This window comes from Mycobacteriales bacterium (assembly GCA_030697205.1).
GTDB lineage: Bacteria > Actinomycetota > Actinomycetes > Mycobacteriales > SCTD01 > JAUYQP01.
Genome location: JAUYQP010000041.1, coordinates 36,578 through 58,262 on the forward strand (window position 1 = coordinate 36,578; position 21,685 = coordinate 58,262).

The 21,685-nt window shown below is 72.4% G+C and carries 20 protein-coding genes and 4 tRNA genes; 10 read left to right on the top strand and 14 right to left on the bottom strand.

Annotated features, from left to right (window positions below; all coding sequences use genetic code 11):
* The first annotated feature begins 7 nt into the window (after nucleotides 1-7).
* Nucleotides 8-2,263, top strand: coding sequence for an MMPL family transporter (locus Q8R60_12725; protein ID MDP3713335.1), 2,256 nt, complete (start codon nucleotides 8-10; stop codon nucleotides 2,261-2,263).
* Nucleotides 2,256-2,981: a TetR/AcrR family transcriptional regulator gene (locus tag Q8R60_12730; GenBank protein ID MDP3713336.1), complete on the top strand. Its 726-nt coding sequence runs from the start codon at nucleotides 2,256-2,258 to the stop codon at nucleotides 2,979-2,981. Before Q8R60_12725 ends, Q8R60_12730 begins: the two co-directional genes overlap by 8 nt.
* Here the strand turns inward: Q8R60_12730 and Q8R60_12735 are convergent.
* Complete coding sequence (locus Q8R60_12735) at nucleotides 2,929-6,042, bottom strand: adenylate/guanylate cyclase domain-containing protein (protein ID MDP3713337.1); 3,114 nt, start codon at nucleotides 6,040-6,042, stop codon at nucleotides 2,929-2,931. The genes Q8R60_12730 and Q8R60_12735 overlap by 53 nt on opposite strands.
* Nucleotides 6,043-6,145: 103 nt before the next feature.
* Here Q8R60_12735 and Q8R60_12740 point away from each other — a divergent pair, with 103 nt between their 5' ends.
* Complete coding sequence (locus tag Q8R60_12740) at nucleotides 6,146-6,916, top strand: Crp/Fnr family transcriptional regulator (protein MDP3713338.1); 771 nt, start codon at nucleotides 6,146-6,148, stop codon at nucleotides 6,914-6,916.
* On the opposite strand, the gene Q8R60_12745 is transcribed toward Q8R60_12740, so the two are convergent.
* From Q8R60_12745 to Q8R60_12760, 4 genes are all read right to left on the bottom strand, one after another.
* Nucleotides 6,837-7,667, bottom strand: coding sequence for a polyphosphate kinase 2 family protein (locus Q8R60_12745; protein MDP3713339.1), 831 nt, complete (start codon nucleotides 7,665-7,667; stop codon nucleotides 6,837-6,839). The two genes, Q8R60_12740 and Q8R60_12745, sit on opposite strands and share 80 nt — an antisense overlap.
* Entirely contained in the window at nucleotides 7,664-8,449 is a 786-nt protein-coding gene (locus tag Q8R60_12750; GenBank protein MDP3713340.1) for a hypothetical protein, read from the bottom strand. Before Q8R60_12750 ends, Q8R60_12745 begins: the two co-directional genes overlap by 4 nt.
* Nucleotides 8,450-8,465: 16 nt before the next feature.
* On the bottom strand, nucleotides 8,466-9,305 hold the full coding sequence (locus Q8R60_12755; protein ID MDP3713341.1) for a DMT family transporter: 840 nt from the start codon (nucleotides 9,303-9,305) through the stop codon (nucleotides 8,466-8,468).
* A gap of 181 nt (nucleotides 9,306-9,486) precedes the next feature.
* Nucleotides 9,487-9,559, bottom strand: a tRNA-Lys gene (locus Q8R60_12760).
* 195 nt (nucleotides 9,560-9,754) lie between these two features.
* On the opposite strand from Q8R60_12760, the gene Q8R60_12765 reads away from it, so the two are divergent.
* The 3 genes from Q8R60_12765 (at nucleotide 9,755) to Q8R60_12775 (ending at nucleotide 10,070) form a co-directional block, all read left to right on the top strand.
* A tRNA-Glu gene (locus Q8R60_12765) sits at nucleotides 9,755-9,827 on the top strand.
* A gap of 41 nt (nucleotides 9,828-9,868) precedes the next feature.
* Nucleotides 9,869-9,945: transfer RNA gene (locus Q8R60_12770), tRNA-Asp, on the top strand.
* Nucleotides 9,946-9,997: 52 nt separating this feature from the next.
* Nucleotides 9,998-10,070: transfer RNA gene (locus Q8R60_12775), tRNA-Phe, on the top strand.
* A 222-nt stretch (nucleotides 10,071-10,292) separates the two neighbouring features.
* On the opposite strand, the gene bldC is transcribed toward Q8R60_12775, so the two are convergent.
* Nucleotides 10,293-10,502, bottom strand: a complete 210-nt coding sequence (gene bldC, locus Q8R60_12780) for a developmental transcriptional regulator BldC (GenBank protein ID MDP3713342.1) — start codon at nucleotides 10,500-10,502, stop codon at nucleotides 10,293-10,295.
* Nucleotides 10,503-10,615: 113 nt separating this feature from the next.
* Nucleotides 10,616-11,446, bottom strand: coding sequence for a hypothetical protein (locus tag Q8R60_12785; GenBank protein ID MDP3713343.1), 831 nt, complete (start codon nucleotides 11,444-11,446; stop codon nucleotides 10,616-10,618).
* Nucleotides 11,447-11,564: 118 nt separating this feature from the next.
* Between Q8R60_12785 and Q8R60_12790 the strand changes: the two genes are divergently transcribed.
* Complete coding sequence (locus tag Q8R60_12790; protein ID MDP3713344.1) at nucleotides 11,565-12,650, top strand: Glu/Leu/Phe/Val dehydrogenase dimerization domain-containing protein; 1,086 nt, start codon at nucleotides 11,565-11,567, stop codon at nucleotides 12,648-12,650.
* A 74-nt stretch (nucleotides 12,651-12,724) separates the two neighbouring features.
* On the opposite strand, the gene Q8R60_12795 is transcribed toward Q8R60_12790, so the two are convergent.
* The 4 genes from Q8R60_12795 to Q8R60_12810 form a co-directional block, all read right to left on the bottom strand.
* A complete protein-coding gene (locus tag Q8R60_12795; GenBank protein ID MDP3713345.1) occupies nucleotides 12,725-13,153 on the bottom strand; it encodes a hypothetical protein in 429 nt (142 codons plus the stop codon).
* An 8-nt stretch (nucleotides 13,154-13,161) separates the two neighbouring features.
* On the bottom strand, nucleotides 13,162-13,572 hold the full coding sequence (locus tag Q8R60_12800) for a hypothetical protein (GenBank protein ID MDP3713346.1): 411 nt from the start codon (nucleotides 13,570-13,572) through the stop codon (nucleotides 13,162-13,164).
* A 141-nt stretch (nucleotides 13,573-13,713) separates the two neighbouring features.
* A complete protein-coding gene (locus tag Q8R60_12805; GenBank protein ID MDP3713347.1) occupies nucleotides 13,714-14,139 on the bottom strand; it encodes a hypothetical protein in 426 nt (141 codons plus the stop codon).
* A 30-nt stretch (nucleotides 14,140-14,169) separates the two neighbouring features.
* Complete coding sequence (locus tag Q8R60_12810; protein ID MDP3713348.1) at nucleotides 14,170-14,622, bottom strand: hypothetical protein; 453 nt, start codon at nucleotides 14,620-14,622, stop codon at nucleotides 14,170-14,172.
* 371 nt (nucleotides 14,623-14,993) lie between these two features.
* Between Q8R60_12810 and Q8R60_12815 the strand changes: the two genes are divergently transcribed.
* Entirely contained in the window at nucleotides 14,994-15,221 is a 228-nt protein-coding gene (locus Q8R60_12815) for a DUF3073 domain-containing protein (protein ID MDP3713349.1), read from the top strand.
* 122 nt (nucleotides 15,222-15,343) lie between these two features.
* Here Q8R60_12815 and purM read toward each other — a convergent pair whose 3' ends face one another.
* Nucleotides 15,344-16,390 (bottom strand): phosphoribosylformylglycinamidine cyclo-ligase, encoded by a 1,047-nt coding sequence (purM, locus tag Q8R60_12820; GenBank protein MDP3713350.1) that lies wholly within the window; start codon nucleotides 16,388-16,390, stop codon nucleotides 15,344-15,346.
* Nucleotides 16,387-17,985 carry an amidophosphoribosyltransferase gene (gene purF, locus Q8R60_12825; protein ID MDP3713351.1) on the bottom strand — a complete coding sequence of 533 codons (1,599 nt, stop codon included), beginning with the start codon at nucleotides 17,983-17,985 and terminating at the stop codon, nucleotides 16,387-16,389. The genes purM and purF overlap by 4 nt, the downstream gene beginning before the upstream one ends.
* A 296-nt stretch (nucleotides 17,986-18,281) precedes the next feature.
* Here purF and Q8R60_12830 point away from each other — a divergent pair, with 296 nt between their 5' ends.
* Both Q8R60_12830 and Q8R60_12835 read left to right on the top strand, forming a co-directional pair.
* Nucleotides 18,282-18,743 (top strand): hypothetical protein, encoded by a 462-nt coding sequence (locus tag Q8R60_12830; protein MDP3713352.1) that lies wholly within the window; start codon nucleotides 18,282-18,284, stop codon nucleotides 18,741-18,743.
* A gap of 86 nt (nucleotides 18,744-18,829) precedes the next feature.
* Entirely contained in the window at nucleotides 18,830-20,071 is a 1,242-nt protein-coding gene (locus Q8R60_12835; GenBank protein ID MDP3713353.1) for a hypothetical protein, read from the top strand.
* 27 nt (nucleotides 20,072-20,098) lie between these two features.
* On the opposite strand, the gene Q8R60_12840 is transcribed toward Q8R60_12835, so the two are convergent.
* Nucleotides 20,099-21,667 carry an AMP-binding protein gene (locus Q8R60_12840; protein ID MDP3713354.1) on the bottom strand — a complete coding sequence of 523 codons (1,569 nt, stop codon included), beginning with the start codon at nucleotides 21,665-21,667 and terminating at the stop codon, nucleotides 20,099-20,101.
* Nucleotides 21,668-21,685 lie beyond the last annotated feature (18 nt).

Here is a 21,685-nt window from a genome sequence, read left to right on the forward strand (position 1 = left end):
GGTCGTCGTGCTCGGTCTGCTCGCACGTCGTGTGGTCGCGCTCCGCAAGGTCGTCCTGCTGCTCGCGCTGCTCTTCGTCGGGGTCGCCGGCGCGCTGGGTGGCGGGGTCGCCGAGGAGCTGTCCTCCGGCGGCTTCGACGACCCGAAGGCGCCGTCGGTCGCGGCGACCACGCTGCTCGAGTCGGAGTTCGACGCCGGCTCGGCCAATGTCTTCCTGCTCGCCTCGGTCGATCCGGGCACCCCGAGCGGGGTCGACGGTGCGAAGGCTGCCGGCCTCGCCCTGACCGAGCGGCTGGCGGCCGAGCCGGGCGTCATCCAGGTGCGCTCCTACTGGACCACCGGCGCCGACGTCCTCAAGAGCACCGACGGCACGAAGGCGCTCGTCCTCGGGCGCTTCACCGGCACCGAGGACGAGCAGATCGACAAGGCCGCGGAGCTCGCACCGCGCTACAACGGCGAGTTCCAGGGGCTCACCGTCGGCCTCGGTGGCGAGATGGAGGTCTTCCGCCAGGTCGGCGACACCATCGAGCGCGACCTGGCCCGCGCTGAGGCGATCGCCTTCCCCGTCACCGCCGTGCTGCTCGTGCTCGTCTTCGGGTCCGCGATCGCGGCCGGCCTGCCGCTGCTCGTCGGGATCCTGTCGATCCTCGGCACGTTCCTCACGCTGCACGTCCTGCAGTCGTTCACCGACGTCTCGGTCTACTCCGTCAACCTCGCGATCTCGCTCGGCCTCGGCCTCGGCATCGACTACGCGCTGTTCATGGTCACCCGCTTCCGCGAGGAGCTCAAGGGCGGCCTCGAGGTCCCCGACGCGGTCGTCCGCACGGTCCGCACGGCCGGGCGCACGGTGCTGTTCTCCGCCCTCACGGTGCTGCTCTCGCTCGGCGCGCTGTGGGTCTTCCCGCTCTACTTCCTGCGCTCCTTCGCCTACGCCGGCATCGCTGCCGTCTTCTTCGCCGCCGTCGGCGCGCTGGTCGTGCTTCCCGCCGCCCTGGCGGCGCTCGGCCACCGCGTCGACCGCTACGACCTGCGCAAGCCCGTCCGCCGGCTGCTGCGCCGCCCCGAGCCGACCCCGCAGGAGCTCGCCGAGCACGGCATGTGGCACCGCATCGCCGTCACCGTGATGAAGCGCCCGCTGCCGATCGCCACCGGCGTCATCGCGCTGCTGCTCTTCGTCGGCTCGCCCTTCCTCGGCGTGCAGTTCGGCCTGCCCGACGACCGGGTGCTGCCGCGGGAGGCGAGCGGTCAGCAGCTCGCCCAGGTCGTCCGCGACGACTTCCCCACCAACGAGCAGTACGCCCTGTCGCTCGTCGCGACCGACGTCGGTGACCCGTCGCAGCGGCGGGCCGACATCGACTCCTACGCCGCATCGCTGTCCGCCGTGCAGGGCGTGGTCCGGGTCGATGCCTTCACCGGCAGCTACGCCGGCGGCACCCGGGTCGTGCCGGGCAGCGACGCGAGCACTGGCTTCGCGTCCGACGACGCGACCTACCTGTCGGTCGTGCCCGACAAGGACTCGGCCTACGGCCCGGGGGGCGAGCAGCTCGTCGAGCGGCTGCGCGACGTCGGCTCGCCCTTCGACGAGCTCGTCGTCGGAGGCGCCGCCGCATCGCTGTCGGACACCAAGGCCTCGCTCGCCGACAGCCTGCCGCTCGCGCTCGGCCTCATCGCGGTGGCGACGTTCGTCCTGCTGTTCCTGTTCACCGGCTCGGTGGTCGTCCCGATCAAGGCCGTGGTGCTCAACCTGCTGTCGCTGACCGCGACGTTCGGCGTGATGGTGTGGGTCTTCCAGGAGGGGCACCTCACCTGGCTGATCGGCGACCCGATCACCACCGGCACCCTCGACACCACGACGCCGATCCTGATGTTCTGCGTGCTGTTCGGCCTGTCGATGGACTACGAGGTGTTCCTCCTCTCCCGCATCAAGGAGGAGTACGACGAGCACGGCGACAACACCCGCGCCGTGGCGATGGGGCTGGAGAAGACCGGGCGGCTGGTCTCCGCGGCGGCCGGCCTGCTCGCGCTGGTCTTCCTCGCCTTCGTCTCCTCCGACATCGCCTTCATCAAGCTGCTCGGCCTCGGCACGGCGCTCGCGGTCGTGGTCGACGCGACCCTCGTGCGCGGAGCCCTGGTGCCGGCCTTCATGCGGCTCGCGGGTCGGGCCAACTGGTGGGCGCCCCGGCCGCTGCGGCGGCTGCACGACCGCATCGGCCTGCGCGAGGCGCCGGAGCCGGTGCAGGACAGGGAGCTCGTGGGTGTCTGAGCCTCGCCGGCGGTCGCCGCGCGGGCAGGGGGCCGCCCTGCGCGGCGACCTGCTGCGCGCCGCCATGGACCTGCTCGCGGAGACCGGCTCCGAGGAGGCCGTGTCGATGCGTGCCGTCGCGACCCGGGCCGGCGTCAGCGTTCCGTCGGTCTACCTCCACTTCGCCGACAAGCAGGCGCTGCTCGACGCCGTCTGCGACGAGGTCTTCGAGGCGCTGCACGTCACGATGAAGGCCGCCTCCGAGGACGCGCCGCACGTCTTCGAGGCCCTGCGGCGCCAGGGCGTGGCCTACGTCGAGTTCGCGCTGGCCAACCCCGAGCACTACCGGATCGTCATGATGCGGGCGCACCCGGCGGCGTCCGAGGGTGCCCCCGCCGACATGGAGATCGCCGGTGGCGCGTTCGGTCACCTCGTCGCGACGGTCGAGGCCTGCGTGGCCGCGGGGGTCTTCGAGGGCGAGCCGCTCCACATGGCGGTGCGGCTGTGGGCGGCTGCGCACGGCATCGCGGCCCTGCTGGTCGCCAAGCCCTACTTCCCCTGGCCACCTGTCGAGGAGCTCGTGGACAGCACCATCTGCATGGCCGGTCTTGGGCTCGTTCTGGAGTCCCGCGTCCGCGACCTGCGGGACAGGCCACTGGACGAGCTCGTCGCCAGGGTCGAAGCCGTCAGCCCGGTACCGGCTCCGCGTCGGCGGCGACCTGGGCCGGCAGGTCGGTGACGACGACCCGAGGTGCAAGCCGCCGGACCGCGAGGACGGCGCCCTTGCGCTCGTAGCGGTCGATCGCGTCGCGCAGGTCGGCCTGCGCCCCCTCGAGATCCCCCAGCAGCGCCCGTGTCTCTGCGCGGTCGGCCAGCACGTCGCCCTGGCTCGTGACCTCGTCGGTGCGGGCAGCCAGCCGCACTGCGTCGTCGGCGAGGCACAGGGCGCGCACGGCGTCGCCCTGGCGCGCCGCGAGCTTGGACTGCACGGCGCGCCAGCGCAGCTCGCTGATGACGTCGCCCTCCGACCCGACCCGGCGGCAGGCGTCGACCGCGGCCTGGGCCCCGTCAGGGTCACCGCAGCGCCACCGCGCCTCAGCCAGCAGCGCGAGCAGGGTCGACCGGTAGGCCCGGTCCCCCATGGACGCGAGCACCTCGCAGGACTGCTCGAGCACCGCTGCCGCACCCTGCGGGTCGTCGGCGAGCAGCAGCACCGGCCCGCGCATGAAGGCGGTGGCGGCCGCCGAGAGGTCACGCCCGAGCGAGCGGAAGACCTCGACGACCTCGTCGAGCGTGTGCAGAGCCGCCGGCACCTCGCCCTGCAGGGCGAGCGTCCCGGCGAGGCGCGCCTGGACGGAGGCGCGGTGGGGTCGGCTGATGCCCGGCTCGTCCGCCATGCGCTGCAGCCGTCGACGCACCTCGCCGGCATGCGTCGGGCCGTGGAACAGGCTGCCCACGAGCAGCGACTCCGCGAGCTCGCGCAGTCGCTGGTCGTTGGCCCGCCTGGCGTGCAGCAGCGCGCGGTCGAGCGGCTCCTGCATCGCCGCCCACCGGACGCGGTACTGCAGCGCGCCGGCCTCGAGCTGGTGGACCAGGGACAGACCGTGGTCGTCTCCCGCCGCCCGCAGCACCGGCACCACCTCGTCGACCAGCGCGGGGACGAGGTCGACCGCGCCCTCGGGCCGGGTCGAGCGCAACAGGTCCATCAGGGCGATCCGGGCGTGCGCGACGGCCGTGTCGTGGCCGCCGGCCCTCGCCCTCTCGAGCACGTCGCGCAGCTGCTCCTCCGCACCGGCCAGGTCGCCGGTGAGCGCGCGCACCCGTGCGAGGTCGGGGACGAGCAGCAGCCGCCGCACGTCGTCGTCGGGGAGCAGCGCGCAGGCCCTGCCGAGCAACGACACCGCCGCGCGCGCATCGCCGGTCAGAGCGCGGCGACCGGCGCGCCCGAGGAGGTCGGCCGCGTCGTCGCGCAGCGCGGTCGCGTCGACGCCGATCTCGGACAGGTGGCGCACGGCCTCCTCGAGGTGACCGCCGGCCAGCTCGTCACGACCGGGCTCCGCGGCCAGTCGCCTCCCGACCTGCTCGTGCAGCCGGGCCCGCTCCGCCCGCGGCAGCCCGGCGTAGGCAGCCTCCCTGACCAGGCTGCTGGGAAAGCTACGCGTCGTCCCCGCTCCCAGCAGGAGGTCGCGGCGCACCAGGGCGTCGAGCAGTCCGTCGAGGTCCTCGCGCAGCCCGGTGTCGACCAGGCCCGCGACATCGGCCATCGCGAAGTCCTTGCCCAGCAGCGCGCCTCGCTCGAGGACGTGGCGCTCCGCCGGAGGGAGCCGGTCGAGGCGGGCGGCCAGCAGGGCTGCGACCGTCGGCGGGAGGTCCAGCGACCGCGGGTCGCCGTGCAGCTCCCAGCGCTGGCCCTCGCGCACGAGCCGCCCGGACTCGATGAGCACCGACACCAGCTGCTCGAGGTAGAGCGGGTTGCCCCCGGCCGCCTCGAGCACGAGGTCGACGACCTCCGACGGCGCGGTGGCCGGGGCCAGCAGCAGGACAGCGTGGCGGCGGGCGTCCGCCGCGCCCATCGGTGGCAGGCAGAGCGACAGCGACTGACGCAGGCCCGCCCCCCAGGCAGGACAGGCGTCGCGCAGCGTGGGCCGAGCCGTGGCGAGCACGACGACGGGGGCGTCGTCGAGACGTCGCACGACGTTCTGCACGACCTCGAGGACCTCCGGCTCCGCACCGTGCAAATCCTCGAGCACGATCACGCACGGAGCCTGCGAAGCAAGCCACCGCGTCTGCAGCGCCAGCGCCCAGCTCACCTCGGAGACGGTGAGGCCGGTGCCCTCGTCCGCGAGCGCCGCCAGCACGCTGCGGGCATCGGCGGGGAGGTGGTCGACGGGCAGCCCTTCGAGCAGCTGTGGCAGCGGCGACCACCGGACCCGCGCGCCGTAGGCCCGGGTGCGGACGCGCCGGGTGAGCACGCCGGCGACGGCCTGCTCGTCGAGGAAGTCGTCAACGAGCCGCGACTTCCCGAGGCCCGCCTCCCCGAGGACCGTCACGAGGTGCGCCGTCCCGCCGCGGACGGTGCGCTCGACGGTCGCGGCGAGCAGCGCCCGCTCGCTGGAGCGGCCGACGAGGGAGGTGCGCCGGACCCGACGATGTCCCTGTCGCACAGCCAGCAGCGGGTGGGCGCGCACGGCAGCGGTCCGGCCACGCAGGACCAGCTCGCGCGGCTCACCCGTCCGCACGACGCTGCGCAGCAGCTGCGCCGTGTCGGGCCCGAGCAGCACCTCACCCGGACCGGCCTGCTGCTGCAGGCGGGCTGCGACGACGACGGCGTCACCGAGGACGAGTCCCTGCTCGCTGTCGGGCTGGGTGAGGACCTCGCCGGTGTTCAGCGCGGTGCGCAGGGCGAGCCGCACTCCTGTCCGGTCCGACAGCTGGTCGAGCAGCGGAGCCAGCCGGTCGGCGACCGCCAGCGCTGCGGAGGCCGCCCGCTGCGCGTCGTCCTCCCGCGACACCGGCACGCCGAACACGGCCATGACGGCGTCCCCGGCGTACTTCTCGAGGGTGCCGCCGTGCTCCTCCAGGATCACCCGCAGGGCCCCGTGGAGCTCGGTCGTGATGCGTCGCACGACCTCGGTGTCGAGCCGCTCGGCGAGGATCGCCAGGCCGTCCGCGTCGGTGAACAGCACCGTCACGGTCTTGCGGACCACGGCGGGCTCGAGCAGCGCGGTTCCGCAGGTGGCGCAGAACCGCGCCGCCTGCTGCGTGCTGCGACCCCCGCAGCGGCGGCAGCTCCCGCCCATGTCGAGGAGGGTACGACGGGACGCGCCGCCGGGGAAGCCCTTTGTCCCCGTTCGCCCCCCGCGGGCCTACGCTGATCCCGGGGAGGGTCACGTGGCGCGAGGGATGGCACCTGAGGACGTCCTGGCCGCACTGCGGTCGGTCGAGCTGTTCGCGCGACTCGACGAGGCGGTCCTCGCACAGCTCGCGGCCGTCGTACGCCCCCGGTCCTTCGACCGTGGTCAGCTGCTGTTCGTCGAGGGCGACCCCGGCGACTCCCTGCTCGTGCTGGTCACCGGCTCGGTGACGGTCTTTCGGACTGCGCCCTCAGGGGAGCGGGCGGGTCTCGCCGTCCTCGAGCCCCCGGAGGTCCTCGGAGAGGTCTCGCTGCTCGACGGCGCCCCGCGCTCGGCCTCGGTCGAGGCAACAGCACCGACCCTCGCGCTGGCCCTGTCCCGACCCGAGTTCCTCGGGCTGCTCCGCTCGCAGCCGACCGTGCTCGAGCCGCTGCTGCACGCCCTCGGCATCATGGTGCGCCGGCTCACCGACCAGGCCGCCGACCACGTGTTCCTCGACCTCGCCGGTCGGGTCGCGAAGGCCCTGCTGCGGCTCGCCCCGCCTGCCCCGCACGGGCTACCACCCGTCGTCGCGATCACCCAGAGCCGTCTCGCGGAGATGAGCGGTGGCACCCGTCAGAGCGTCAACCAGGTCCTCGGCGGCTTCAGCCAGCGCGGTCTGGTGCACCTCGAGGGGCGGCGCGTGCTGCTCACCGACGTGGCCGGCCTGCGCCGCCGCGCCCACCTCCCTCCGGAGGAGGTCAGCCCTCCCGGAGTGCGTCCCGCATCCCGGCCAGATCGAGGTCCGGGCGTGCCGGCCACTGCGGGTCGAGCTCGCTGAGCGTCTCGTGCAGCAGGTGCGCGACCGCCCAGTCGCGGTACCACTTGCGGTCCGCCGGCACGACGTACCACGGTGCGACGTCGGTGCTGCAGCGCTCGAGCGCCGCCTGGTAGGCCTCGCGGTACTCCGCCCAGTGACCGCGCTCGGTGAGGTCTGCGGGGTTGACCTTCCAGTGCTTGGCCGGGTCGTCGAGACGGGCGAGCAGGCGCTCCCGCTGCTCGTCGTAGGACAGGTGCAGGAAGACCTTGAGCAGGGTCGTGCCCTGCGCGGCGAGCTCGGCCTCCCACGCGTTGATCCGGTCGTAGCGCGACTCCCACTCGTCGCGGGGCACGAGGTCGTGCACGCGTACGACGAGGACGTCCTCGTAGTGGCTGCGGTCGAAGACGGCGACGTTGCCGGGGGCGGGCAGCGCTCGCTCGATGCGCCAGAGGAAGTCGTGGGCCCGCTCCTCGTCCGTGGGCTTGCCGAACGACGTGACCCGCAGACCGGCAGGAGCGACGAGCCGGCCGATCGACTCGCTCGCCCCGCCCTTGCCCGAGGTGTCCATCCCCTGGAGGACCACCACGACCCGACGTGGGGAGCCGTGCTTGCCCTCGGCGAACAGCCGCTCCTGCAGGTCGCGACTCGGCTCGACGAGCGCCTCGACGTCGGCGGCCGCCGCCCTCTTGTCGCTCACGCCGGGGTGCGCGTCGCAGCCGGCCTCGGTGACCGGTGTGCCGGGGACGAAGCGCAGCAGGTCGCGAGCGCTCATCCGGCGAGCAGCTGGTCGAGCAGCGGGCTGTCCTTGGTGACCTCGGCGGCCGGCGGGGCCTCGACCTCGATCTCGAGCCCGAAGTCGTAGAACTCGAGGATGAGGTCGGCGTCGCCGGTCTCCCCGCCCTGGTCGATCGTGAGCTTCTGGGTGAACGTGCGCATGCGGCCCTCGGAGTCGATGAGCGCGGTGAAGGGCACCGTCGTGTCCTTGAGCGCCGCGAGCGACTTCTCCAGCTGCGCCTTGGCCCCGCCCGTGGCTGCGGCCGCGGCCTTCTGGTAGTCGAAGACCCCGGTGTAGACCGTGCACTCAGCGCCCCGCGTCGTCTCGGTGCCCGTCTCCTTCAGCTCGCTGGAGGCCGAGGCCAGCTGGTCGAGCGCGCTGGTCGGGTCGGCACTCTGGCCGAACGCGCTGCTCGCGAGCTTGTCCAGCGGAGCGGCCAGCCAGCCGGCCTGCCCGGGGAGCTTGAGGTAGGCCTGGCCGTCGAGGACGCGCACCTCGATGTCACCGATGGAGGGGAAGGTGAAGACGAGCGAGCCCTTGCTGCCGTCGGCCGCGAAAGCGCCCTTGCCCCCGATGGTGATCTTCTGCCCCTCGGCCTCGACGTTGGTCGTGAGGACGAACCTCGACGTGCCCTCGGCCTGGGTCTTGGCCGCGACCTGGGAGAAGACCGTCGCCGGCGACAGCGAGTCGCTCGACGTGGTCGCCGTGTCACCGCAGCCGGTGAGCGCGAGGGCGAGCGCGGCGGTGGGAGCGAGGACGAGGCGGTGGAGTCGGCGCATGCGTCGCATCCTCGCACTATCCGGCGGCGAGGAGAACGACTCCGGTGAGGGCCAGCGAGACCCCGGCCCACTGCCTCGTGGCGAGCCGCTCGTGCAGCAGCACCACGGCGAGGCCCACCATCACGACGGGAGCCAGGGTCGCGAGGACGCTCACCACGCTGACCAGACCGCTCGTCGCCGCGACACCGTAGGCCGCGGTGCCGATGACCAGCAGCAGCCCGGGCACCGCGACCCAGGGCAGGTCACCGGCCGCGACCCAGCGCCGACCGTTGCGGGCCGTCAACCACCCGAGCGTGCTCGCGAGCAGGGCGACCCGGCTGGTCAGGACAGCCCAGCTGGTGCTGCCCTCGCTCGCCTCGGCGAAGGTCGTGAGGAACAGCCCGAAGGCCCCTGCCGACGCGACCGTGAGACCGAGGGTCGCGGGGCTCGCCTGCACACCAGCCCCACCCGCCGGCTTCGCCGCGGCCAGCACGACACCGAGGACCGCCAGCGGGATCCCGACCAGCTGCAGCGCACTGGGCCGCTCCCCGGCCGCCAGCGCCACAAGGACGGGCACCATGCCGCCCGTCGCGCCCAGTGGGGCGACGACGCTCATCGGTCCCCGTGCCGCCGCCGTGAAGAACATTGCAATGGCCGCCGCGTTGGCGAGCCCCGCGACAACGGCGTACGCCGTGGCGCGGCCACCCGGGAACGCGTCCGCCTGCAGGCCGACCAGCACCGCACCCCCGGCCACGCCGACGACCTGGCCGACTACGAGCACCGGACCGAGCGTGTGCACCAGCGACAGCCGCGGACCGAGGAAGTTCGCGACGCCGTACGACACCGCGGTGAGCAGAGCGAGCAGGACCGCGGTCATGCACGCCAGTCAACGCCACGCCTCGCTGCTCAGCCCTGCAGCACCCTCGACAAGCGCGCCAGACCCTGTACCCGTGCCTGCGCGGCGAGCTGCTCGTGCACGGCTTGCCGCCAGTGACCTCCGCGCTCGGTCGTCTGCCGTCGGTGGCAGTTGGCGCAGGGTCCGACACAACTGGCCGAGGTGGGCCGCCTGGGACTCGAACCCAGAACGAACGGGGTAAAAGCCCGCGACTCTGCCAATTGAGCTAGCGACCCTCGTGACAGGGTATCGCCGCGTGTCCCTCGCCCAGGGCTCACCTGTCGGGGTATCGGACAACCGCGCCAGGTTCTGTGCGCCACCACGTTCTCGACAGCCCCTGAGGCAACGCCTGAGAGCACCCGCCGGGGTTCCGCTATGCTTTCCCGGTCCCTGACGGTCAGACGGCGGAGACGCCCTGCTCCGGCGGGTCCGTCCCCATCGTCTAGCGGCCCAGGACTCCACCCTTTCAAGGTGGCTACGCGGGTTCGAATCCCGTTGGGGGCACGGTTCCACCAGCACATTGCAAGAAGGCCTGGAAGTCCTCAGGCCCCGTAGCGCAGTTGGTTAGCGCGCCGCCCTGTCACGGCGGAGGTCGCGGGTTCGAGTCCCGTCGGGGTCGCCACAGCACCACACACGGCACGACACAAGAAGCGACACAAGAGCAGCACCAGCCCGGTCAGGTAGCTCAGCTGGTAGAGCACACGCCTGAAAAGCGTGGGGTCGGCGGTTCGATCCCGTCCCTGACCACAACCACACAGCACGCGCACCGCAAGAGCCGCCCCGAGCCATGGGGCGGCTCTCGTCGTACCTGCCCCAGGACGCCGAACGGCGCTCCACCTCGGGGGGATGAGGTGAAGCGCCGTTGGGGTCCCGCGCGCGCAGCGCCCTCTGGGGGTGGGCGAGGTGCCGCGCCTTCGGGAGGCTCAGGATCCGGACAGGGGGACCGGACCCGGAGGTCGAGGGGTGGGGCTACTGACCAGCGGGGCGCGGCTGCGGGATGCCCGCGAGCAGGGCACGCACCTCGGCCTCGCGGTAGCGGCGGTGGCCACCGAGGGTGCGGATCGAGGTGAGCTTGCCGCTCTTGGCCCAACGGGTGACGGTCTTGGGGTCGACACGGAACATCGTGGCGACCTCGGCCGGGGTCAGCAGGGCCTCAGCGTCGGGGGTACGGGTGCTCATGTCGGGGGTCCTCTCGCGTCGCGTCCGTCGTGGCCGCTGAGTAGAGAGTGCGCGATGTCCGCTTTGCTCGCTATGGCCCATCGGGACCATCTTGTGACTAGTGGAATGACTAGTCAGTTGGCCGTCTCGACGGCCTGTAGGGCCTTCATCCGTGCCGTGACCCGGGAGTACGCCGCTGCCGCCCGTTCGGGGTGCCCAGCCGTGAGGGCGGCCAGCGCGTCGGTCACGTCACGGGCCGACTCGTCCTGCTGGAGCTCGGCGTCGTCGAGCAGGTGCACCAGGCCGCCGTAGTCGAGCTCGACGACCGAGCGCGGGTGGAACTCCTCGAGCCAGCGGGCGAGGTCCTCCACGCCCTGCGTCACGGCGCCGTCGTCGACGGTGCGACGCAGGACGGCGAGCGCCCGGGCCGTGCGGCGACGGGCTCGCGACATCGCGGTGCGGTAGACCAGCTCGCGGCCGGTGCGGACCGCGCCCTCGCCGAGCGAGACGGTCCGCTCGTCGGCCTCGACGAGGACGAACCACCGCAGCGGCACCTGCCAGGTGCAGGTGAGGACGTGGCTCTTGGCGTCGGGCTGCGCGGTGCGCCACTCCTCCACGGCAAGCTCGGCCTGGTCGGCGACGGCCCGGGGGACGAAGGCGTCGGCGAGCTCCTCGGGCAGCCCCTCGCGGAAGTCGACGAGCGCCTCCCACGACCGCTCGCGGACCCGCCACGGGCAGACCAGCATGACCCCGTCGAGCTCCAGGACCCACGCGCTGTCGGGGGCGTCGGGGATGCAGCGCGGCACCACGGCGGCCACCGCACGGACTCCGGCCTCGTGCTCGAGCAGGGCGCTCTCGGCCCGGCTGCGGGCCTCGCCCGACGCCGCGAGCCGCTGCCAGCGCTCGCGCTCCTCACCGTCGAACGCAGCCAGCGGCTCGTAGACGCGCAGGCTGGCCGTGAACACGGAAGCGATCCTCACACACCTGCACCGCGACTAGCCTGGTGAGCGCGGGGCACACCTCCCCCGCACCGACCGACGGGCCTCACGAGGGCGCGCCACCACCATCCTCAGGAGCCCCGACATGGGCGTGTTCGACCGCACCGACCACCTCAAGGACGCAGGTCACGAGCAGGTGGTCTTCTGCCAGGACCGCGCGAGCGGCCTGAAGGCGATCATCGCGATCTACTCCACTGCGCTGGGCCCGGCCCTCGGTGGGACCCGCTTCTACCCCTACGCCTCCGAGGACGCCGCGCTCGACGACGTGCTCAAGCTGTCGAAGGCGATGGCCTACAAGGCCGCCTGCGCCGGGCTCGACCTCGGCGGCGGCAAGGCGGTCATCCTCGGTGACCCGAGCCGCGACAAGACCGAGGCGCTGCTGCGCGCCTTCGGCCGCTTCGTCGAGTCCCTCGGTGGCCGCTACTACACGGCCTGCGACGTCGGCACCTACGTGCGGGACATGGACGTCGTCGCGCGCGAGACCCGCTTCGCGACCGGCCGCTCCCCCGAGCAGGGCGGCGCCGGCGACAGCGCGGTCCTCACCGCCTTCGGTGTCTTCCAGGCGATGCGCGCGGCCGCCGAGCACACCTGGGGCGCGCCGACCCTGCACGGCCGTCGGGTCGCGGTCGAGGGCGTCGGCAAGGTCGGGTTCCACCTCGTCGAGCACCTGCTCGCCGACGGCGCCCGCGTCGTCGTCTCCGACGTCAGCGAGGCCGCGCTCGAGCGCGCCCAGGCGCTGTCCCCCGACATCGAGGTCGCCGCCGTGGACGCGCTGCCGACGCTCGACGTCGACGTCTACGCGCCCTGCGCCCTCGGCTCCTCGGTGACCGACGAGCTCGTGCCCGCCCTGCAGGCCCGGGTCGTCTGCGGTGCGGCCAACAACCAGCTCGCCCACCCCGGCATCGAGAAGGCGCTGGCCGACCGCGGGGTGCTCTACGCCCCGGACTACGTCGCCAACGCCGGCGGTGTCGTGCAGGTCGGCGACGAGGCGCTGCACGCGGTCTTCGACTTCGACCGGGCCAAGGCCGGGGCGGCCCGGATCTACGACACGACGCTCGAGGTCTTCCGCCTCGCCGACGCCGACGGCGTCCCGCCGGCGGTCGCGGCGGACCGGCTCGCGGAGCGCCGGATGGCCGACGTCGGCCGGCTGCGCTCGGTCCTGCTGCCCTGACGGGCGCGACCCCAGACACGGGACGAGTCCGGCACTCCCCCCGGAGTGCCGGCCTCGAGACCGTGTGCGTCGACCTACTTGTAGGTGAAGGTGTACTTGCCGGCGGCCGTCGGGCCACCGATGCCGTTCTGCGCGACGATCTGCAGCGCCGTCTTCTTCTTGAGCTTGATCTGCACGACCTCGGTGGTCGCCTCGATGAAGCCCGTCGAGGAGCCGATGACGCTTCCGCTCGCGTCGAGCACGCAGAGGTCCCAGTCACCCTGGAAGCCGGTGAGCTCCACCTTCAGCGTGCCGGCCGCAGGCGCCGTGAACGGCTCGACGAACTCGCCACCCGGCACGTCCTGGGTGCAGGCACCGGTCACGTTGGGCGTCGGGTCGGGGGTGGCGGTCGCCGAGAAGGTCTTGGTGATCGGAGCGGGCTTCTTCGGCGCGGCGAAGGACGGTGCTGCCGCGACGCCGAGGGCGACGGCCGGGACGAACACGAGGGCGAGACGACGGTTCATGTGGAGGCTCACTTGGCGTAGGTGAAGGTGTAGGACATGGCGGCGTCGCCGACGGCGCCGACGTTGCAGGCGGTGATGAGGATCTTCTGGCCCTTGGTCATCTTCAGCGTGAGCGAGGCCACGCTGTTGGCGAGGGTGAAGTCCTTGGCCAGCTCGTCACGCTCGGGCGACCACAGGTAGAGGTCCCAGTCGAGGTCACCGCCGACCATCTTCACGACGAGCTTGCCGGCCGCCGGGGCGGTGAAAGGCTCGTCGTGGACGCTCATCGGGATCGTCCCGTCACAGCCGAAGGTGACGTCCGGGACCGGCGCCGTGGCGGTGTAGGACTTCTTGACCTGCTTGGGAGCGGCGATCGACGGCGCGGCCGCGAGCCCGACGAGGGCGAGCGGGGCGACGAGCAGGGCGGTACGACGGAGCATGGCTGGCCTCTCGGAGGGGGGTGGGTGTCCTCGACGTCGAGGCGCTGGGTTCGTCAGTGCAGACAACGATCGGGCTCGCGGGCGGTGACGGGTACATCAGAGGCTGGCCCTCTCGCGACGGCCGGCCTCGGACGGAATGGGCTACTTGTAGGTGAAGGTGTAGCTGACCTGGATCGAGGGCTCACCGGCGAAGTTGCAGGTGTCGATGCTGATCGTGGTGGCCTTCTTGAACTTCACCGACACCGACTCGACGACCTCCGGGCTCGCGCCGTCGGCCGAGGCCACGACGGCGCCGTTCTGACGGATGGCGACGAGCCAGTCGAGCTGGTTGGCCAGCTTGACGACGAGGGTTCCGGCGGCGGGGACCTTGAAGGCCTCGCTGTGGATCGCGAGCGGGTTGACCTGCGGCTCACACGCCTCGCCCACGTTGTTCGACGTCGGGTCCGGCAGCGCCGTCGCCGTGTAGGTCTTGGAGATCGGCTTGGGCTTGGGCGCCGCGAGAGCGGGCGCCGCTGCCAGGCCCGCAAGCACGAGCGGTGCGACGAGAAGAGCGGTACGGCGGTGCATGGCTGGCCTCTCGGGGAGTTGGGGGACGGACTACTTGGCCGTGTAGAGGAGGGTGACCGTCGCGGTCGGGCCACCGGCGAAGTTGCACGCGCGGATCGTGACGGTGGTCTTCTTCTTGAGCTTGATGGTGATCGTGGACGGCTCGTCGATGGCCGTCCCGAGGTCGTTGTCGTGATCGGCGATCTTGGCGCCCTTGGCGTCGAGGACGGCGAGCGCCCAGTCGCCCTGGAAGCCGTTGAGGTCGACCTTGAGCGTCCCGGCGTAGGGGATCGCGAACGGCGCCTCGTGCTTGGCCTGGTCGAGCGTCGGCGAGCAGTTGCCACCGGTCTCTCCGCTGATCGGCGTCGGGTCCGGCACGGGAGCCGTCGCGGTGTAGGTCTTCTTGATCGGAGCGGGCTTCTTCGGCGCGGCGAGCGCGGGAGCGAGCGACCCCGCGGCGACGATGCCGACGAGCGAGACGGCGAGGGCGGAACGGCTGCGCATGAGTGCTCCTGAATGGCTGGTCGTGGTGCCCGGTCGGGGTTGCTGGGGGACTCCGAGCTGATCGGTCACCTGGGGAGTTCGCCCCTCGGAGCGCGGTTCCTGCTCGGTGTCCGCAATCCGTCCCGCGTGTCGTCGGGCTCGCGCTGGTTCGTCCTGGTACGTCCCGCTCGCGCGGGCGATCGGGCGAGGGCATCGTCACCTCTGGGTCATCTCCAGGTGAGGCTCGGCACCCCGCCGCGTGCGAGCGCCGCCGCTCCTGTAGCCTTGCCCCCACGAGCACCACCCGGAAGATCTGCGGGCGGTGCCCGCTGCGGGTCCAACCGAGTCCGGGGCGCTGCTCGCCCCTGTCGTGAGCGAGGGGGTCGAGCCCTATGGGCCGCGGCCGTGCGAAGGCCAAGCAGACGAAGGTCGCTCGCGAGCTGAAGTACAACACCGGCTCGCTCGACCCCGACCGTCTCAAGCGCGAGCTCGAGGCGGGCGGGTTCGCCAGCGTCCCGTCGAGCACCAGCGACGACACCGACGACGGTGACGACTACGCCGACCCGTACGCCTCCGACGAGGACGACGAGGACGACGAGGACGAGCCCGCCGCGCGCTGACGCGACGGTGACGGAGGGCGGACCCGCGGGTCCGCCCTCCGTCATGTCCGGAGACGGCCCTGCGTACGACGACACCGTCCTGTCCGGGTCGTGCGTCGTACGACCTGGGCGTCAGGCCCAGGTCAGCGGGAGTGCTCGCCGACGAGGCGCGCGGCGCCGGTGGGCTCGTCGGTGATGGTGCCTGCGACCCACGCCTCGACGTGGCGGGCCGTGAGCAGGGCGAGGGCCCGGTCGACGTCCTCGGGCGGCAGGACGGCGACCATGCCGACGCCCATGTTGAAGGTGCGCTCCATCTCGACCTGCTCGACGCGGCCGCGCTGCTGGACCAGCTGGAAGACCGGCGGGACCGCCCAGGTGGTGCGGTCCACGACGGCGGTCAGGTGCTCGGGCAGGACACGGGAGAGATTGGCCGCGAGCCCGCCACCGGTGATGTGGGAGAAGGCCCGCACACCGGTCTCCTCGATGAGCGCGAGGCAGTCCTTGGCGTAGATGCGGGTCGGTACGAGCAGCGCCTCGCCGAGCGGGGCGGACAGCTCGTCGACGACGCCGTCGAGCCGCATCCGCGCGCCCTGCAGGAGGACGTGGCGGACAAGCGAGAAGCCGTTGCTGTGCAGGCCGCTCGAGGCCATCGCGACGACGACGTCGCCGGCCTGGATCCGCTCGGCGCCCAGGACCTGGTCGGCCTCGACGACACCGACCCCGGTGCCGGCGATGTCGTAGTGGTCGTCGGCCATCATGCCGGGGTGCTCGGCGGTCTCGCCGCCCACGAGCGCGCAGCCGGCGAGCCGGCAGCCCTCGGCGATGCCTCCGACGATCTCGGCGACCCGCTCCGGCACGACCCGGCCGACCGCGATGTAGTCCTGCATGAACAGCGGCTCGGCACCGCAGACGACGAGGTCGTCGACGACCATGCCGACGAGGTCGATGCCGACGGTGTCGTGCTTGTCCATCGCCTGCGCGATCGCGAGCTTGGTGCCGACGCCGTCGGTCGAGGACGCGAGCAGCGGGCGCTTCCACTTAGCGAGGTCGAGCTCGAAGAGCCCGGCGAAGCCGCCGAGGCCGCCGATCACCTCGGGGCGGGTCGCGCGGGCGACCTTGGACTTCATGAGCTCGACGGCGCGGTCGCCGGCCTCGATGTCGACGCCGGCTCCGGCGTAGGAGGCGGTCACGGGCGGCGCACCGCGTCCTCCGCGCCGACACCGGGGAGGAGGGCATCGAGGGGGTCGGCCGGCGCGATGCCGTTATGGGTCACGGTGGTCCCGTCGTTGAGGTGCTCGTGGTCGGCCCGCACGGTGCGGTCGAGGCCCTCGAGCAGGTGCTTGTTGCCGATGATGTCGCTGTGCGGCAGGGGGATCGGGTAGTCGCCGGTGAAGCAGGCCCGGCACAGGGTGTCGGCCGGGCGGGTGCTCGCCTCGGTGAGGCCCTCGAGCGTCACGAAGGCGAGCGAGTCGGAGCCGATCGACGCGCGGATCTCGTCGACGGACAGGCCGCTCGCCACGAGCTCGGCCTTGCTCGCGAAGTCGATGCCGTAGAAGCACGGGTCGGTGACCGGCGGGCTCGAGATGCGGACGTGCACCTCGGCGGCGCCGGCCTCGCGCAGCATCCGCACGAGCGCGCGCTGGGTGTTTCCGCGCACGATCGAGTCGTCGACGACGACGAGCTTCTTGCCCTTGATGACCTCGCGCAGCGGGTTGAGCTTGAGCCGGATGCCGAGCTGGCGGATGGTCTGCGACGGCTGGATGAAGGTCCGCCCGACGTAGGCGTTCTTCACCAGGCCCATGGAGTAGGGGATGCCGGACTCCTCGGCGTAGCCGATGGCCGCGGGCGTGCCGGACTCCGGCACCGGGATGACCAGGTCGGCGATGACGGGCGCCTCGCGCGCCAGCACTCGGCCCACCTCTACGCGGGTCTCGTAGACCGAGCGGCCGGCGATCGTGGTGTCAGGACGGGCGAGGTAGACGTACTCGAACAGGCAGCCCTTGGGGGTCGCCTCGGCGAAGCGCTGGGTGCGCACGCCGTGCTCGTCGATGACGAGCAGCTCGCCCGGCTCGACCTCGCGGACGAAGGACGCACCCACGATGTCGAGCGCCGCGGTCTCCGACGCCACGACCCAGCCGCGCTCGAGCCGGCCGAGCACCAGGGGGCGCACGCCGTGGCGGTCGCGGGCGGCGTAGAGCGTGTGCTCGTCCATGAAGACCAGCGAGAACGCCCCGACCAGGGTCGGCAGCACCTCCATCGCGGCCGCCTCGGGCGAGCGGTCGGAGCAGGAGGCGAGCAGCGCGGTGATGAGGTCGCTGTCGTTGGTGGCGCCCATCGCGTCCTGCGCGCGGCCCAACTCGCGGACCCGGCGGGCCAGGTCGGTGGTGTTGGTGAGGTTGCCGTTGTGGCCCAGCGCCAGCGACCCGCCGGTGGGCAGGGTGCGGAAGCTCGGCTGGGCGTTCTCCCAGGTGCAGGACCCGGTGGTGGAGTAGCGGCAGTGGCCGATGGCGAGGTGGCCCTTGAGGCTGCCGAGGGTGGCCTCGTCGAAGACCTGCGCGACCAGGCCGAGCTCCTTGTAGACCAGCACGGCGGCGCCGTCGCTGACCGCCATGCCGGCGGCCTCCTGGCCGCGGTGCTGCAGCGCGTAGAGGCCGTAGTAGGTGAGCTTCGCGACGTCCTCGCCGGGAGCCCACACGCCGAAGACGCCGCACTCCTCGCCGACCGGTCGCTCGGGCTCGTAGAGCGTCTCGTCGAGGGTGTCGACAGGGCCGTGTGCTGCGGGCACGCGGGGGCTCCTCGGGCGATCGGGAGGGTGGGGAAGCCTGCGGCCAGAGTGTAGCGGCGGGCCGCACCGGGGCTGCCTCGCCGCTCTTCGTACGAAGCTGCTGCGAACCGCGTTTGAGACCGCTGCGAGACGGGGATCACAGGCCCTGTCGCCGTTGCCAGACCCCCCTGTCGCCCGCGCCAGAAACGGACATCGCGGAGAGGTCGCGCGGCGGCTCTGTCGAATCCCGAACGGTCGTGGTGCGGCACCGATGCCGCGCTCCCAGCCACGCAGATCCCCCCTCACAAGGAGAGCACGTGACGCGAGTCCTCATCAGCGCCTCGGTCCTGGCCCTTGCCGTCACCGGCATGTCGTCCACCCTCGCCGGCACGCCGGATGGCCAGGGCGCCCAGAAGCGGGCCCTGTCCGCCGTCACGACCGAGGTCGAGGAGCAGTGCGAGGAGGCGGGCAGCGAGGACGCCGACACCGGCGACGCCTTCGGCTTCGCGATTCTCAACGCACCCGGCAAGGTGGGTGCGGTGACCAAGGTGGTGGGCGAGGTGTCGCTGAAGAAGGCCGACCCCAACGAGACCTTCATGGTCTTCCTCGCGCAGGACGGTATGTGCACCCCGACGGGAACCCTCACGACCAACGGCGTCGGCAACGGCAACTCCCACATCGACACCCCGGTCACCGGTGTGGCCGGCACCTACTACGTCGTGCTGCAGGACATGGCGATGGAGGAGCGCTACGCGAGCACGCCGGTCCTGCTGACGTAGCGGATCACCGCCGCGGCCCGGCACCGGACCCCCTCCCGGTGCCGGGCCGTCGCGCGTCCGGGCGCGTGAGCAGCGACGATGGAGGGGTGACCGCACCGACGCCCGACCCGTGGGCCGCACCCGACCGACCGGCGACGTCGTGGGGCGCACCCACCGGGGAGGCGCACACCGGGACCCGCACCTGGTCGTGGCTCACGACCGACGTGCTCGTCGTCGCGATCGCCGGCCTGCTCGTGCTCTTCGCCAGCAGCAGCCTCGCCGTCGTGCGCCTCGCCGAGGAGGAGACGGTCGACCTGACCGCAGCGCAGGCCGAGCTCGAGCGCCGGCTGCCCGACCTCGTCGCCTACGTCGAGCAGGAGCGCGGTCTGGCCTTCACCGAGCCGGTCGACGCGCGGGTCCTCGACGACGAGCGCTTCCTCGACGCGCTCTACGGCGGCGGCAGCGAGGTCGAGGACGACGAGGAGGAGGGCGACGCCGGGGCCACCCTGACGGCGCTCGGCCTGCTGGACCCCGACGACGACCTCGACGCGGTCGTCGACGAGGCCCTCGGTGACGGGGTCGTCGGCTTCTACGACCAGGAGAGCGACGAGCTGTTCGTCCGGGGCAGCAGCATCGACCCCTACGTCGAGATGGTGCTCGTCCACGAGCTCGTCCACGCCCTGCAGGACCAGCGCTTCGACCTCGACCGGCCGGACCTACGCGACGCCGACGACGAGCGCTTCAGCGGCTTCCAGTCACTGGTCGAGGGCGACGCCACCCGGGTCGAGACGGCCTACTACGACTCGCGTCCCGGGGACGTGCAGGCAGCGATCGACGCGGAGGAGCAGCGCCGCTTCGCGGGCTCCGACCGCGAGCCCGGCATCGTCGACCTGCTACTCGGCTTCCCCTACTTCGCGGGCCAGCCCTACGTCGAGGCGCTGCTCAAGAGCGGCGGTCAGGCCCGGCTCGACGCGGCCTTCGAGACGCCGCCGACGACCACCGAGCAGGTGCTCGAGCCCGACGGTGAGGACCTCGAGCCGGTCGAGGTCGAGACGCCGACGAGCAGCGGGAAGCGGGTGGACCAGGGTGTGCTCGGCGCGGCCGGGCTCTCGCTGCTGGTGCCGGCCGACCCGACGCAGGACGGCCCGCACCTGGGCTGGGACGGCGACCGCTACGCGACCTTCACCGACGGCGACGAGACCTGCACGGTCGTCGCGGTCGTGATGGAGAGCCAGACCGCGCGCGACGACCTCGCGGAGGAGCTCGCCGACTGGCGCGCGCGCACCGGCGCGGAGGTCATCGTCACCGGCGACCGCACGCTGCGGCTGGTGTCCTGCGCCGGCTCGTGACCGACGGCCCGCCCGGCGACCGGACCGTCAGTTGACGGCCCGCTCACGGCCTTCCCAGAAGGGTGCGCGCAGCTCGCGCTTGAGGACCTTCATCGCGCCCGACAACGGCAGCGGCTCCTCGCGGAAGGTCACGGCCTTCGGCACCTTGTAGCCCGCGATGAGCTCCTTGGCGTGCGCGACGAGCTCCTCTCCGGTGACCTCCCCACCCGGGTGCAGCACGACGATCGCGTGGACGGCCTCGCCCCAGACGTCGTCGGGTACACCGACCACGGCGACCTGGGCGACCGCCGGGTGGGAGGCGACGGCCTGCTCGACCTCGGTGGAGTAGACGTTCTCGCCACCCGTCACGATCATGTCCTTGGTCCTGTCGACCAGGAAGAGGTAGCCCTCGTCGTCGAGGTAGCCCGCGTCGCCGGAGTGGTACCAGCCGTCGCGGAACGCCGCGGCGGTCTCCTCCGGCCGGCGCCAGTACTCCCGCATGAGCTGCCCGCCGCGCACGCAGACCTCGCCGACCTGACCGGTCGGCAGGACGGTGCCGTGCTCGTCCTGCACCGTGATGACGGTGCCCGCGACGGCCCGACCGGCCGAGCCGACCTTGTCCTCACGGTCGTGGTCGGCCGGCAGCAGGACGCTGACCAGCGCCGCGCTCTCGGTCATGCCGTAGCCCTGGAACAGCTCGAGCTCCGGTGCATCCCGGCGCAGCCGGTCGAGCACCGGCCGCGGCATGGGCGAGGCGCCGTAGGTCATCCGCCGCAGCGACGACAGAGCGGCAGCGTCGTACGCCGGGTGGGCGAAGGTCATCGCAATCATCGTCGGGACCATGATCGTGTTGGTCGGCCGGTGCTCGGTCATCGCCGCGAGCACGGCGCCCGGGTCGAAGAACGGCACCGTCACGAGGCGCGCGCCGACGACGGGGACGGTGAGGATCGCGCCCATCGACGCGGCGTGGAACATCGGGACCTGCGCGAGGTAGACCTCGTCGGGGTCGATCCGCACGGTCATCTGGATGTGGTAGTTCGTGAGCACGATCGCGCGCTGGTCGAGCAGCACACCCTTGGGCAGACCGGTGGTGCCGCCGGTGTACATCAGCAGCGCCGGCGCGTCCTCCTCCGGCTCGGGCAGCGCGATCTCCTCGCCGGAGACGACGAGATCCTCGAAGGACACGTCGTGGGGCACGTCGCCCTCGCCCATGAGCACCACGGTCTGGATCCTGGCGGCCTCGCGGATGCCGTCGATGACCGGTGCGAAGAGCGCGTCGACGAAGACCACCTTGCAGGCGCTGTCGGACAGCACGTGGACGAGCTCGCGCGGTGCGAAGCGCAGGTTCAGCGGGTTGACGACACCCGCACCCAGCAGGCCCGCGTGATAGAGCTCCTCGACCCTCGCGCTGTTGAGGCTCAGCACCCCGAAGCGGTCCTCGGCGGTCAGCCCGAGCTCCTTGCGCATCGCCGAGGCGAGCCGCAGCACCCGGCTGCCGTGCTCGCCGTAGGTGGTCTCGGTCCCCGCGCCCGTGTCGGTGACGAACGGTCGGGACGCGTTGCGGCTGATGGCCGGCAGCAGCTGCCGGTGCCAGACGAGCTCCTTCAACGTGGACACCTCTCGGGAGGGTGACGG

Excerpts from the sequence above, each read along its gene's own strand:
- Q8R60_12815 (MDP3713349.1), top strand. The coding sequence starts at position 14,994 with ATGGGCCGCGGCCGTGCGAAGGCCAAGCAGACGAAGGTCGCTCGCGAG.
- Q8R60_12735 (MDP3713337.1), bottom strand. The coding sequence starts at position 6,042 with ATGGGCGGGAGCTGCCGCCGCTGCGGGGGTCGCAGCACGCAGCAGGCG.
- Q8R60_12790 (MDP3713344.1), top strand. The coding sequence starts at position 11,565 with ATGGGCGTGTTCGACCGCACCGACCACCTCAAGGACGCAGGTCACGAG.
- Q8R60_12740 (MDP3713338.1), top strand. The coding sequence starts at position 6,146 with ATGGCACCTGAGGACGTCCTGGCCGCACTGCGGTCGGTCGAGCTGTTC.
- Q8R60_12805 (MDP3713347.1), bottom strand. The coding sequence starts at position 14,139 with ATGCACCGCCGTACCGCTCTTCTCGTCGCACCGCTCGTGCTTGCGGGC.
- Q8R60_12750 (MDP3713340.1), bottom strand. The coding sequence starts at position 8,449 with ATGCGCCGACTCCACCGCCTCGTCCTCGCTCCCACCGCCGCGCTCGCC.
- Q8R60_12800 (MDP3713346.1), bottom strand. The coding sequence starts at position 13,572 with ATGCTCCGTCGTACCGCCCTGCTCGTCGCCCCGCTCGCCCTCGTCGGG.
- Q8R60_12795 (MDP3713345.1), bottom strand. The coding sequence starts at position 13,153 with ATGAACCGTCGTCTCGCCCTCGTGTTCGTCCCGGCCGTCGCCCTCGGC.
- Q8R60_12755 (MDP3713341.1), bottom strand. The coding sequence starts at position 9,305 with ATGACCGCGGTCCTGCTCGCTCTGCTCACCGCGGTGTCGTACGGCGTC.
- Q8R60_12745 (MDP3713339.1), bottom strand. The coding sequence starts at position 7,667 with ATGAGCGCTCGCGACCTGCTGCGCTTCGTCCCCGGCACACCGGTCACC.
- bldC (MDP3713342.1), bottom strand. The coding sequence starts at position 10,502 with ATGAGCACCCGTACCCCCGACGCTGAGGCCCTGCTGACCCCGGCCGAG.
- Q8R60_12810 (MDP3713348.1), bottom strand. The coding sequence starts at position 14,622 with ATGCGCAGCCGTTCCGCCCTCGCCGTCTCGCTCGTCGGCATCGTCGCC.